A 13,768-nucleotide genomic window follows, 5' to 3' on the forward strand; every position below is an offset into this window, starting at 1 on the left:
CGTGGCTGAAACCACAGTTTGAGATGTGAAAGACTCACTTTGTATCATTATAACCACAAAACGCCGCCGTCATAACCACAAAACGTAGCCCCAGTCCAATGGATGTCATTCGCTGGAAGATTCCTTCCAGATTGTTCAGCAAACGTTCCGCTGTTACATCGAGTACTGGATATACATTCAGGTTTCGGGGTGGCATAGACTGTGATTTGTGTCATAATTGCGCGTTACGTTCTTCTCTGTGCCTGACTCGCTGACCGGCGCGATGCTCCATTTTCCGCAGGTCACCGGCACGGTGAGCTATCACGTTAATCCGGGAATGATGAATGGATAAGATCGAAGTTCGGGGCGCACGTACCCATAATCTCAAGAATATCAACCTGATTATCCCGCGCGACAAACTGATTGTTGTCACCGGCTTATCGGGTTCAGGCAAGTCCTCTCTGGCGTTCGATACGCTGTACGCCGAAGGCCAGCGTCGTTACGTTGAGTCGCTGTCAGCCTATGCTCGTCAATTTTTATCCTTAATGGAAAAACCGGACGTCGACCACATTGAAGGTCTGTCTCCGGCGATTTCGATTGAGCAAAAATCCACATCGCATAACCCGCGTTCTACCGTCGGCACCATCACGGAAATTCACGATTATCTGCGCCTGCTGTTTGCCCGCGTGGGTGAGCCGCGCTGCCCGGATCATAATGTGACGCTGTCAGCACAGACCGTCAGCCAGATGGTGGATAACGTCCTCGCACAGCCGGAAGGTCAGCGCCTGATGCTGCTCGCCACGATCATTAAAGATCGCAAAGGCGAGCACACTAAAACGCTGGAAAACCTGGCGTCGCAGGGTTACATCCGTGCGCGTATCGACGGCGAGGTCTGCGATCTGTCCGATCCGCCGAAGCTGGAATTGCAGAAAAAGCACACCATCGAAGTCGTGGTTGACCGTTTCAAAGTCCGTGAGGATTTACAGCAGCGTCTGGCGGAATCGTTTGAAACCGCGCTTGAGCTTTCCGGCGGTACCGCCGTGGTCGCCGACATGGATGACCCGAAAGCGGAAGAAATGCTGTTCTCGGCGAACTTTGCCTGCCCGATTTGTGGTTACAGCATGAGCGAGCTCGAACCGCGCATGTTCTCGTTCAACAACCCGGCCGGTGCCTGCCAGACCTGTGACGGCCTGGGCGTTCAGCAGTTCTTCGATCCGGACCGCGTGGTGCAAAACCCTGAGCTTTCACTGGCAGGCGGCGCCATCCGTGGCTGGGATCGCCGTAACTTCTATTACTTCCAGATGCTGCGCTCTCTCGGCGAGCATTATGATTTTGATGTGGAAGCGCCGTACAACGACCTGAGCAGCGATGTGCAACATGCCATTCTGCATGGTTCCGGCAAAACGACCATTGAATTCAAATACATTAACGATCGCGGTGACACGTCGATTCGTCGTCATCCGTTTGAAGGCGTGCTGCACAACATGGAGCGCCGTTATAAAGAAACGGAATCCAGCGCGGTGCGTGAAGAGCTGTCGAAATACATCAGCAACCGTTCGTGCGCATCCTGTAAAGGCACCCGCCTGCGGGAAGAAGCGCGTAACGTATTTGTGGAAGAAACGACCTTGCCGCAAATCTCTGATTTCAGCATCGGTCATGCGATGGATTTCTTCCGCAATATGAAACTCAGCGGCCAGCGTGCGCAGATAGCCGAGAAAGTGCTGAAAGAGATTGGCGATCGCCTGAAATTCCTGGTGAACGTCGGCCTGAATTACCTTTCGCTGTCCCGTTCTGCGGAAACGTTGTCCGGCGGTGAAGCTCAGCGTATTCGTCTGGCGAGCCAGATCGGCGCCGGTCTGGTGGGCGTGATGTATGTGCTGGATGAGCCTTCTATTGGCCTGCATCAACGCGACAACGAACGTCTGCTGGAAACCCTGATCCACCTGCGCGATCTCGGGAATACCGTAATTGTGGTAGAGCATGATGAAGACGCGATCCGCGCCGCCGACCATATCATTGATATCGGTCCGGGTGCGGGTGTCCACGGCGGCCGCGTTGTCGCCGAGGGGACCGCCGACGACATCATGGCGCAGGAAGATTCCCTGACCGGTCAGTTCCTCAGCGGTAAACGCGAAATCTCCGTACCGGCGCAGCGCGTGCCGGCGGACGCCGCCAAAGTGCTGAAGCTTTCCGGCGCCAAAGGCAACAACCTGAAAGATGTGACGCTGACGCTGCCGGTAGGCCTGTTTACCTGCATCACCGGCGTCTCTGGCTCCGGTAAATCGACGCTTATCAACGACACGCTGTTCCCGCTGGCACAGCGCGAACTGAACGGCGCAACGCTTGCCGAAGCCGCGCCTTACCGTGAAATTGAAGGCCTGGGGCATTTCGATAAAGTCATCGATATCGACCAGAGCCCGATTGGCCGTACGCCACGCTCGAACCCGGCGACGTACACCGGCATCTTTACGCCGGTTCGTGAACTGTTTGCCGGTGTGCCGGAATCGCGTTCGCGCGGCTATACGCCGGGGCGTTTCAGTTTCAACGTGAAAGGCGGCCGCTGCGAAGCCTGTCAGGGCGACGGCGTGATCAAAGTGGAGATGCACTTCCTGCCGGACATCTATGTCCCCTGCGATCAGTGCCGTGGTAAACGCTATAACCGCGAAACGCTGGAAGTGAAATACAAAGGCAAGAGCATCCACGAAGTGCTGGAAATGACCATCGAAGAAGCCCGTGAATTCTTTGATGCCGTGCCTGCCCTTGCGCGTAAATTGCAGACGCTGATCGACGTCGGTCTGACTTATATCTGCCTCGGCCAGTCAGCGACCACGCTGTCCGGCGGTGAAGCGCAGCGTGTGAAACTGGCGCGTGAGCTCTCAAAACGCGGCACAGGTCAGACGTTGTATATTCTCGATGAACCGACCACCGGCCTGCACTTTGCTGATATTCAGCAGTTGCTGGAAGTGCTGCATCAGTTGCGCGATCAGGGCAATACCATCGTGGTGATTGAGCACAATCTGGACGTGATTAAAACTGCAGACTGGATTGTCGATCTCGGGCCGGAAGGCGGTGCAGGCGGCGGTCAGATTCTGGTGGCGGGTACTCCGGAAACCGTGGCGGAATGCAAAGAATCGCATACCGCACGCTTCCTGAAACCGTTGCTGGAACGCCACAGCCAGCAGGCGAAGAAAAGCGCTTAACGTCAACCAGCGCCTCCCCTTCACAGGGGAGGCGTTACTCCTGAAACCCTACTTAAAGATCTTCTGAACAAACTCCGCATAGGCCGGACGCCAGACGTCCATTTCGTGGCCGAGATTCGGGTATTCGTGGTAATCAAATTTAATCTTTTTCTCCTCCAGTTCGGATTTCAGCCCGGCGATGTCTTTGCCTGTCACCACGTCTTTTTCACCGACCACAACCGTGAAGTTTTTCAGCTGTGCGTTGATTTTTTCCGGTTCGGCGAAGCGTTTCGCCACGTTTTCATTCGGCACCGTGGTGGTGCTCACACCGCTGAAGGTCGCCAGCCAGCCGAACTGATCCAGGTGAGTCATGCCGCTGACCAGAGTCTGATAACCGCCTTGTGAAAGACCGGCCAGAGCGCGCCCGGCGGCGTCATCGCGAACGCGGAAGGTTTTGGCAATCAGCGGAATAATGTCGCCGGTCAGCTCTTTATCTGCTGCCGCTGCGTTACGCGGATAAAACTCTTTGCGGCGATCTTTGGTGACGTAATCTTCCGGCACCACCCCTTTGGCGTCGGTTTCGGTATCCGGAATGACCACTAACATCGGCGCGATTTTTTTCTCCGCCAGCAGGTTATCCATGATTTGCGGGATACGCCCCTGATCCAGCGCCGAACGGCCGGTATCACCAAAGCCGTGATAGAAATAGAGCACCGGCAGCGGCTGTGACGCATCGGTGTAACCCGGCGGCGTCCAGACGGCGACCTGACGTTCGGAATTGAGCGCGGCGGAATGATAGGTCAGCGTGCGGACTTCGCCGTGCGGCACATTTTTCACATCCAGAATGCTGCCCGGCACCAGGATCAGGCTGGTATTGACCTGACGCTGCGGTTTCGGCATTGCGCTGCCGGGATCGGCAATACGCAGGCCATCCACGTTGAAGAAATACTCATACAGATCAGGTTTTTGCGCCTCCGACGTCCAGCTCCACACGCCTTTGTCGTCTTTGCTCATCTGATGCGGAATATACGTGACCGGCGTTGAACCGGTTACCACGTCCACATGCTGAGCCGTCGGGGCATACAGGCGGTAAGTGATAGTGCGATCCGGGTTCACGGCGCTGATGTAGGTTTTCGCCGGCGTGGCCGGGTCAGGATCCTGTGGCAAACTCTGCGCGAACGCAGTCATGGGAAGCGGCGCGCTGAGCGCCAGTATCAAAAGCGTGGCAAGATTCAGCCGGTTACGGGTCATCATCCTTTCCTTCTGGGTTGGTGTGAGCAAGCGGACAACCTGTCCTGAAGTAACTCACTGTTTTTGCACAACTCTCAGAGTAGGTTATTTTTACCGCACACGAGCGTGACCTGGGTCACTGTTCCGAAGATGCGTTCAGCGCATGAAGTTGCGGCAGCACACTCAGCCGCTGACAGGCGAAATCCCAGAATGTCCGCACTTTGCGCGGCATCTGCTGTACCTGCTGCGCCACCAGTTGCACCGGCAACGGCAGCGGTTCGAAATCGGTTAACAGCCGCACCATGTTGCCCGCCAGCACATCATCCCTCACCTGATACGACAATAGCCGGGCAATCCCCTGACCGCTGCGCACCGCCAGCAGCTGCGACTCGACGTCGTTGAGCAGTAAACGCGGCGACAGCCGGACGCGCAGTTCATCCTCGTGCGGCCCGAAACGCCATTCGCGCAGTGGCGTCCGCAAGGTGCCCATGACGGTCTGATGCCCGGCCAGTTCCGACGGATGCTGCGGTTCGCCATGCTGCGCCAGATACGCCGGGCTGGCGACCAGCACGCGGGTGACTTCAGCGACTTTGCGCGCCACTTTGCCGGAATCGTCCTGATGGCCGATGCGTACCGCCAGGTCTAATCCTTCGTCGATCAGATCGAGATTACGGTCGTTGAGCATCATTTCGATCTGCATGTCCGGGTTCTGCGCCAGAAATTCCATCACCAGCGGCGCGACGTGTTTGCGGCCAAACTGCACCGGCGCGGTGATGCGCAGCAGGCCGCTGAGCTGAGTTTCAGCGGTATCCTGCACGGCGTCCTGATACTGGCTGAGCAGCAGCCTCGCCTTTTCTGCCAGCCGTGCGCCCGCCTCGGTCGGGGCCAGGCTGCGCGTGGTGCGCTCCACCAGCCTCGCGCCGAAGCGGTGTTCCAGCGAGGCAATGGCGCGGGTGATCGCCGGAGGTGAACGGTGAAGTTTACGGGCGGCTTCCGCCAGGCTGCCATACTGAAGAACGGCGACAAAAATCGCCATTTCGTCTAAACGGTCCATAGATTCTTCCACAAAGTGAAACACTCAATTTCAATCTTCGTGGATCTCATTCATTTAATGCAAGAGTAATCTGGACTCACTGCCACAGAGGAGACACCTATGCCCGCCATTCAACTTTACAGCACCCCGCTTTCCGGCCACTGCCACCGCGTGACGTTGTTGCTGACAATGCTCAATCTGCCGTTTGAGGCCACTGAAGCCGGTGCCGATGTGCGCCAGACCGAAGAATTTGCCCGGCTGAATCCGCTTCGACAAATCCCCGTTCTGACCGACGGCGAACTTGTGCTCACCGACAGCAATGCGATTCTGGTGTATCTGGTGAAACGTTACGCGCCGGACAGCCACTGGCTGCCGGAAGATCCGCTGAAAGCCGCAGAAGTGCAAAAATGGTTATCCCATGCCGCCGGTGAAGTGCGTTACGGCCCGGCGTCGGCCCGGATGGTGAAGCAGTTTTCCGCGCCGGAAGTGTATGAAAGCGCGCTGAAAGTGACGGCAAAATTCCTGCCGCAGCTGGAAGATCATCTGCAATATCGTGAGTTTCTGGCGACAGATCGCGCCACCATCGCCGATCTGGCCTGTTACAGCTATGTGGCGACGGCACCGGAAGGCGGCGTTTCATTGGCCGGTTATCCGGCGATCCAGCGCTGGCTGCAACGGGTGGAAAGCCTGCCCGGCTTTACGCCGCTGCCCGCCCTGCCGCTGCCTGTTCAGACTGAGTAAGCGCCATGAAAAGCCCGTTCCATACCGGCGAACTTCAGGCGCAACAGCTGGCCGGTTTTGACGTCGTCGCGCATGGGATCCGCGAGGCAATGCCGGAGCAGCACCAGCTGTTTTTCGCGGCGCTGCCTTATCTGTTTATCTCGACGCTGGATGACAACGGCTGGCCGGTGGCGACGCTGCTGAGCGGACCGGCCGGTTTTATCCGCACGCCGGATGACGGACATTTGCGGGTGAATGCGCCGCGACGCACGGACGATCCGGCGCTGGCGGCATTACAGCCGGGAAAACAGATCGGCGCGCTGGGGATCGACTTTTCCAACCGGCGGCGCAATCGGGTGAACGGCAGGATCGGGCGCATGGATAAAAATCGGATCGAGATCCTGGTCGATCAGAGTTTTGGTAACTGCCCGCAGTATATTCAGATCCGCACGCTGACCGATGTGCCGGTCAGTTTGCCGCTGCCCGCACGGGAAGAGATGACGCAAGCGGATGCCGACGCCCGCGCGCTGATAGCGCGTGCTGATACTTTTTTCATCGCCAGCCACGGGCACGACGGCGCGGATGTCTCGCACCGCGGCGGTCAGCCGGGATTTGCGCATCTGGTGGATAACCGGCTGTGGGTGCCGGATTTTCGGGGTAACAAGTACATGAACACGCTGGGAAATTTACTGGCCGAACCCCGCGCCGCGCTGCTGTTTATGGATTTCGATAACGGCGATATTTTGCATGTTCAGGGCACCACGCAGATCCACTGGCAGCCGCAGGAGATCCCTGGCCCGGCGGGCGCAGAACGCTACTGGACGCTGGATATTACCCGTTTGTGGCGTTTTCGCGCCGCGTTGCCCTGGCGCGCTCACGCGGTAGAGTACGCGCCCACCACGCTGAAAAGCGGGTTATGGCCCGCCGCTGCACCCTGAAGTCAGATGCCTAACTCGTGGCGAACGGCTTCCGGTAAACCGGAGACGACCAGCTGGTAGGAGCCGTCAATCAGATAATAGAATTGCGAATCCGGCAGCGAACCGTCGAGATAGACCGTGTTCCAGTGGGATTTATTAAGATGATCGCCCGGCACGATTTCCGGGTGTCGGGTGCGCAGCTGTTCGGCCAGTTCCGGGCTGGTTTTCAGCGAAATCGCTTCGCGCCCGTCAACTTCACACACCATGGCAAACATCGCCTCTCCCACTTTTACCTGATTTGCACCGCGCTGATTTTCGACGCTTTGTTCTGCACCGGGCTTTGCCATGCAGTATGTCAGCAGTTCCGAACTGGTCATGTTTAGGTGTCTCCTTGTAACGTGATGGCTGGGGGGATGAAAATGCCCTCGGTTAACCATAGCAAACCTGAACGCGTTACAGGCTCAGCACTGACGTCTTTTCTGTCTCAATAGCAGGTTCGGGCATCTCCCCCTTTTTGCGCGCACTGATTTCCTGAATGATTTTGGCAAAGCGCGCTTCATTGAGTGTGTAAAATACGCCCATAATGATCGCCGCACTGATAGCCAGTGCACAGGGCCAGAGAAATATCAGCGTGCGCAACCCCAGCAACGTCTGGCTGCTTTGCACCGCATGAGGGATGTAACCGATGTGCGTCAGCATGATCCCCGGCAGGAAACCGGCGAGCGCAGCAGAAATTTTGCGTGAGAAGGTATAGCCGGTGTACACCGACCCTTCGGCGCGGATACCGGTTTTCCATTCGCCGTAATCCACCGTATCCGGCACCAGCGCCCAGTTGAGGCTGTTGACGAAGGCGGTGCCAAAAAAGGCCATGCAGGAAAACAACACGAAAGAGAGTGAGCTGGTGCCCCACAGGAAATTCATCACATCTCCCGCCGCCCACAGCCCTAACCCGCCCATATAGACCTGTTTTTTGCCAAAGCGCTTCACCGCGCCGGGGACCAGAAGCACTCCGAACAAAATGCAGCCCATGCTGAAAAAACCCATCCACGACAGCAAACCGATATCGTTGAGAACGTACTGGGTGTAATAGACCTGGATCGCCAGTTTGATGTTGAAGGCGGCCAGCGTGCACAAATTGGCGATGCACAGTACCAGCAACGGCGGGTTGTGGAAGATGGCGCGAAAGGATCGCAGAATGCTGGGCTGATGCCCTTCCGGCGTGATCGTCACGTAGCGCTCTTTTACGCCGCTGTAACACCACCACATGCAAAACACGCCGCAGGTGGCGAAGATCAGCGCGGCGATAAGGTATCCCAGCGAAGGCGACTGGCTGAACAACGCCTGCACGGGCATAAATCCGACCGTGCACAACAGTAAACCCAGCGTTGCCCCGCCCTGACGCCACGCGGCAAGCTGCGCGCGTTCATGGGATTTTTTGGTCATGGCCGGAACCATCGCGCCGTAGGAACAATTCATCAGGCTGTAGAACAGGCCGAACAACATAAACAGCACGGTGGCGAGCGCCGTTTTCACCGGCAGACTGAAATCATTCGCCATGAACTGCGCCGTCGCTACCAGCCCGACCGGCACCGACGCATAGAGAATGAATGGCCTGAATTTTCCTCTGGCGCCGGGGCGACGGCGTGAATCAAGCAACACGCCGGTCAGCATGTCGGTAAAGGCGGTGAAGAACTTCGCGACTAAAAAGATCACCCCGCCATAGAACGCCGGCATTCCCAGTTCATCAGTGTAAAACTTCAACAGATACAAGGTGCCGATGCACAACATCAGGTTTGAGCCAAAATCGCCCATTCCGTAGGCGCACTTCTCACGCAGCGTCAGCGGATCATCGGAGTGTAAATGCGTCATAATCGATCCTCATTGCGCCCGCAGGCGCGCCATTCTGTTGAGTGAATTACGCCTGACGTTTTCGGTTTTCTATTTCAGCAACGATGCGCACGTACATTTTTTCGTTGAGGTTATAGAAGCAGCCCATCGCCACAATGGTGATCGCCGCCAGCGCACAGGGATAGATGAAGATCAGCTGGCGCAGCCCTTCGCGGGTTCCCGCCGACTGCACCACGTTAGGCACATAACCGATCTGCGTCAGCATCCAGCCAGGGAAGAACCCGGCCAGCGCCTGCGACACTTTGCGAAAGAAGGTGAAACCGGTGTAAACCGTGCCTTCCGAGCGCACGCCGGTGCGCCATTCGCCGTATTCCACGGTGTCCGATACCAGCGCCCAGTTGAGGCTGTTCACAAACGCCGAGCCAAAGAACGCCAGGCAGGAGAACGCCACAAAACTGACCGAACCGCCGCCAAAGAAGTAGTTGAGAACGTCGCCAATAATCCACAGCGTCAGCCCGCCGATATACACTTTTTTCTTGCCGAACCGCCGCACCGCGCCGGGCATCATAAACACGCCGATGAAAATGCATCCCATACTGAAAAAACCCATATAAGAGAGCAGGATAGGGTCATTGAGCACGTACTGCGTGTAATACACCTGAATCGCCAGTTTGACGTTGAACGCCCCCAGCGTGCAGAGATTGGCGATGCACAGAATGAACAGCGGACGGTTACCGGCGATGGCGCGAAAAGACGCCAGCAGCCCCGGCTTTTGCGCTGAACTGGCGGGCTGCGCCTCGACATACCGCTCTTTTACCCCGGCATAGCACAGCCACATAAACAGTAACCCCACCAGTGAAAACAGCGTGGCGGCGAAGATATAACTGCGCTGCGAATTGCCTTCCAGCAGATTCATCACCGGCACAAACCCCACCGTACACAACAGCAGGCCCAGCGTTGCACCGCCCTGCCGCCACGCCGCCAGTGAGGCGCGCTCGTCCGGATTTTTTGTGATGGCAGGCACCATCGCGCCGTATGAGCAATTCATCATGCTAAAGAACAGCCCGTACAGCATGAAGAGCACCGTCGCCACCACCGTTTTACCGGTGATCTCAAACGGCGTGCCGACGAAATTGGCCACCGCCAGTAAGGTGACCGGAAACGCGGCGTACAACACAAACGGGCGGAACTTGCCTTTCGGGCCGATATTACGCCGGGAATCCAGCATGATGCCGGTGCCCATATCGGTGAAAGCCGTGAAGAATTTGGCAATCAGGAAGATGATGCCGCCGTAGGTGCCCGGTAATTCCAGCACATCGGTATAGAATTTCAGTAAGTACAGCGTGCCGATATCCAGCAGGATATTGGAACCTAAATCCCCCATTCCGTACGCCAGTTTTTCTTTGAACGGTAAGCGCAGGGTGGCGGGATCAGCAGTGCGGGTCTGACTCATTATTCTTCTCCTTGTGCCGCCGGTACCTGATGACAGCGCACCGGCGGGTGAGCCTTATCAGATATGCCGGAAACCACTGAACAGCGCTGCCCACTCGCTGTCGGCACGGTAAAATACCGGCGGTTTGCCCAGCGGAGCATCGACGGTTTTCTCGCCGCCGTGGCAGGTTTCCCCGGTCCACAGGTTGATCCAGGTGTCCTGCGGCAGATACAGCGACCACTCGCGACGCCCTTCCTCATACACCGGAGCCACCAGCAGATCGCGGCCAAACAGATACTGGTATTTCAGTGAATAGGTGTGCGCATCGTCTTCGTAATGCAGGAACAACGGACGCATCACCGGCAGGCCGCGTTGGGCGTTCTGCGCCACGGCCTGTTTGATGTAAGGCTTCATGCGGGTGAAGACGTCCGTCATGCGCGCAAAATGCGCAATGGTGTCGGCATCGCCGTCAAACTGCCAGTTATCTCCCGGACGGTTGCCTTCGTGGGTGCGCATCATCGGCGTGAAGGCGCTGAAATCGCACCAGCGCAGCAACAGCTCTTTGCTGCGTTTCATCCCGAACAGGGTGGTATAACCGCCGATGTCGCTGTGATGTAAGCCGTGACCGCTCATCCCCAGAGAGAGTGCGGCAGGCACGACGGACGCCAGCCCATCGTCCAGACTCCAGTCCACGTTCTGATCGCCCGCCCACATCATCACCGAGTATTTCTGGCTGTGGGTGTAACCGGCGCGCATGAAGAACAGGATTTCGCCGAGCTTGCCGGTTTCCTGTAGCGCCTCGTAGTTACACTTCGCCCACAGTGCGGGCCAGGCGTTGTGCATGATTTCTGCGCTGACGCCGTTGTGCAGGAAGGTATCGGTCGGCAGATATTCGCCAAAATCGGCCATCCAGCCACCACAGCCCAGTTCAATCAGGTTCTTTTTGATGATGTTCTTAAACCAGTCATAGGCCGCCGGATGGGTCAGATCGACCACACCGGCGTAAAACTCACCGAACTCGACGTGGTAATCCGCACCGCTGGCATCTTTGGTCAGATAGCCCTTTGCCGAGGCTTCTGCGCACAGATCACGATCGCTGGCGACATACGGATTGATGTACGACAGAAATTGCACGCCCTCCTCTTTCCACCGGCTAATACGCTCGTCGAGTTGCGGGTACAATTCGCGGCTCCATTTCCAGTTCCACATCACGCGCTTACCAAAGGACGTCATGCGGATCCCGGACCAGTCCTGCGCCCAGATGCCGTTGACCTTCACGCCGCCGTCGCGCATGGCATCGAGTTTTTGCTGGCAGACGTCGGTGCCGCCCTGAATGCCCAGCGTCACACCATCAAACACCCAGTCCGGTAATTCAGGCTGTCGCCCCAGCAGCGCCGTGAGTTTTTCCAGCAGGCTGATGTAAGTGTCCGCACACTCAAAAATCAGCGTCGCGTTGTCTTCCCACATCGCCAGCTCGTGATATTCCGGCGCGCTGAAATCGAAATTCATGTAGCAACTGTTTTCGACGTGGCAATAGTATTTTTGCGTGCTGACGAACGTCGGTTGCGGGAAGAAGGTCCAGTAATAATCGCCCCCGGCATTCTCTTTGCAGTCCGCCTGCCAGGTGACGTAAGTTTGCTTGTTGCGCCCGACGCCCTGCTCGCTGGTCCACAGCGGGAAAGGCTTTCCGCGCAAGTCGAAGTAGGAGAACTGCTCGCCACAGCCGTAGATATGATCTTCCGCCTGCGCCGCCAGCCGCAGCCAGATGCGGTTGTGCGCCCGGTCCTGATTTTGCAGCGATATCCGCAAACGGCCACGCTCATCGCAGGTGACGTGAAGCGTCGCAGTGAGCAGGTTTGTGCGGCTGAAATGGAACAGCCAGCCGTCTGACTGAGGAGTCACCGTCACATCGCGCAGGGCGATTTTCTCGTTCAGACGATCTTTAATACTGAAATTGCCGCGAAACATTTCAATATCGGCTTCTCCGCCGCCAATCCATAAACAGGGGGCATCTGGCGTATGACGCAGAATAAGCCGGTGTTGGTATACCAGCGAAAATTCATTATTACCCGCCGTTAATTCAAGATCAGAAAGGGTATTTTGTAGGGTACTCATGGTGAACTCCGTCTATTTTTTTATGTCATCAATGCGTTCAGGAATTTATATTTTTCACTGTTTTTATTTTGCATTAATGTCCAGCAAACCTGCGGCCACGGCGGGAGCCAGCCCCGGCGCGAGTGGCAGCCGTGGAATAACCAGACAGTGGAGCAGATGATATATATCCTGTTTGCCGTCCCAGACTTTGGTGGTGACGCGATTATCGGTATCCAGCTCCTGCCACCACGAGCCGTTCTCATAGTCGATTAAATAAGTGATGCAGTATTCCCACCATGTCTGATACCAGGATTCATATTGCGTATCGCCGGTGACGCAATACAGCGCATAGGCGGTGCCCATCGCTTCGACGATCGGCCAGCGAACCCGTTCACGTACAATCGGTTTGCCGTCCCAGCCGACGGAATAGACAAAGCCGTCAGCGCCGTCCGGCGCCCAGGCATCGCGAAGGGTCGCGTGGAACAACCCTTTGGCATCTTCCAGCAACCAGCCCGGAGGCGTTTCAAAGCGGGCTTCCAGCGCGGCATGGAGATGCAGCATCAGACGCCCCCATTCGATCCAATGGCCCGGCGTGCCGCCATAGGCGCGGAAACGGTGCGCGGGATTATCCTGGTTGTAATCCCGGATCGGGTTCCACTGCGCATCGAAGTGCTCGTTGACGCGGTACTCGCCCTTTCTGGCGACGTCATGAATGATCACCGAAGCAATTCTCAGCGCGCGATCCAGCCATTTGCGATCGTGGGTGACGTCGTAAACAATCAGGAAAGCCTCGACGGCGTGCATGTTGGCATTGCCGCCACGGTAATCTTCCGTCTGACTGAAGGCTTCATCCCACGACTCGAGACACATCTGTTCTTCTTCGCTCCAGAAGTATTTTTCAATCACACCGATGGCCTGATCGAGTAATTTTCTGGCGTCGGGGTGGCCGGTAGTGACCGCGCTGGCCGCGCCCAGTAACACGAAGAAGTGCTGATATCCCTGCTTCGACGCGTCTGCCACACCTTCATCATTTACGCAGGCGTACCAGCCGCCATATTCTTTATCTGCCAGCGCACCGTTGAGGGCGCGGATACCGTGATCCACCAGCGAATACGCGCCGGGACGCCCCATGCCCGCGGCAACCGAATAGACGTGCAACATGCGGGCGGTGATCCACAAATGCGTGCCCATATCTGCCCGGACTTGCCCGTTATTTCCCAGCCAGCCAAAGCCGGTGGGCACGGCCGCCTGTTTGCCGAAATCAAAGATCCGGTCGGTTTCCTGCTCCAGCCAGCGGTTGTGGCTCAACGTATTAAACCATTTCATCATTCAGTCC

General features: G+C 57.0%; 10 protein-coding genes. 3 read left to right on the top strand and 7 right to left on the bottom strand.

The genetic code is table 11. The features are described from left to right. Positions 1–323 precede the first annotated feature (323 nt). Complete coding sequence (gene uvrA / locus ED901_RS02220) at positions 324–3,179, top strand: excinuclease ABC subunit UvrA (RefSeq protein ID WP_056776097.1); 2,856 nt, start codon at positions 324–326, stop codon at positions 3,177–3,179. A 48-nt stretch (positions 3,180–3,227) separates the two neighbouring features. Here uvrA and ED901_RS02225 read toward each other — a convergent pair whose 3' ends face one another. Then, on the bottom strand, positions 3,228–4,409 hold the full coding sequence (locus tag ED901_RS02225; RefSeq protein WP_122094532.1) for an esterase: 1,182 nt from the start codon (positions 4,407–4,409) through the stop codon (positions 3,228–3,230). 115 nt (positions 4,410–4,524) lie between these two features. Then, positions 4,525–5,442 carry a LysR family transcriptional regulator gene (locus tag ED901_RS02230; protein WP_056776092.1) on the bottom strand — a complete coding sequence of 306 codons (918 nt, stop codon included), beginning with the start codon at positions 5,440–5,442 and terminating at the stop codon, positions 4,525–4,527. 99 nt (positions 5,443–5,541) lie between these two features. On the opposite strand from ED901_RS02230, the gene ED901_RS02235 reads away from it, so the two are divergent. Beyond that, a complete protein-coding gene (locus ED901_RS02235; RefSeq protein ID WP_122094534.1) occupies positions 5,542–6,162 on the top strand; it encodes a glutathione S-transferase in 621 nt (206 codons plus the stop codon). 5 nt (positions 6,163–6,167) lie between these two features. Then, the gene (locus ED901_RS02240; RefSeq protein WP_122094536.1) at positions 6,168–7,079 is read left to right on the top strand and encodes a pyridoxamine 5'-phosphate oxidase family protein; all 912 of its coding nucleotides are present in this window, start codon (positions 6,168–6,170) and stop codon (positions 7,077–7,079) included. A gap of 2 nt (positions 7,080–7,081) precedes the next feature. On the opposite strand, the gene ED901_RS02245 is transcribed toward ED901_RS02240, so the two are convergent. The 5 genes from ED901_RS02245 to yihS all read right to left on the bottom strand — a co-directional run bounded on the left by ED901_RS02245 (position 7,082) and on the right by yihS (position 13,758). Further along, positions 7,082–7,435, bottom strand: coding sequence for an MmcQ/YjbR family DNA-binding protein (locus tag ED901_RS02245; RefSeq protein ID WP_056776086.1), 354 nt, complete (start codon positions 7,433–7,435; stop codon positions 7,082–7,084). Between the two features lie 76 nt (positions 7,436–7,511). Continuing rightward, the gene (locus tag ED901_RS02250) at positions 7,512–8,927 is read right to left on the bottom strand and encodes an MFS transporter (RefSeq protein WP_056776083.1); all 1,416 of its coding nucleotides are present in this window, start codon (positions 8,925–8,927) and stop codon (positions 7,512–7,514) included. Positions 8,928–8,973: 46 nt separating this feature from the next. Continuing rightward, on the bottom strand, positions 8,974–10,359 hold the full coding sequence (locus ED901_RS02255) for an MFS transporter (protein WP_122094538.1): 1,386 nt from the start codon (positions 10,357–10,359) through the stop codon (positions 8,974–8,976). Between the two features lie 57 nt (positions 10,360–10,416). Continuing rightward, positions 10,417–12,453 (bottom strand): alpha-glucosidase, encoded by a 2,037-nt coding sequence (locus ED901_RS02260; RefSeq protein WP_122094540.1) that lies wholly within the window; start codon positions 12,451–12,453, stop codon positions 10,417–10,419. 63 nt (positions 12,454–12,516) lie between these two features. Continuing rightward, on the bottom strand, positions 12,517–13,758 hold the full coding sequence (yihS, locus tag ED901_RS02265; protein ID WP_122094615.1) for a sulfoquinovose isomerase: 1,242 nt from the start codon (positions 13,756–13,758) through the stop codon (positions 12,517–12,519). Positions 13,759–13,768 lie beyond the last annotated feature (10 nt).

This window comes from Rahnella sp. Larv3_ips (genome assembly GCF_003697865.1).
Lineage (GTDB): Bacteria > Pseudomonadota > Gammaproteobacteria > Enterobacterales > Enterobacteriaceae > Rahnella > Rahnella rivi.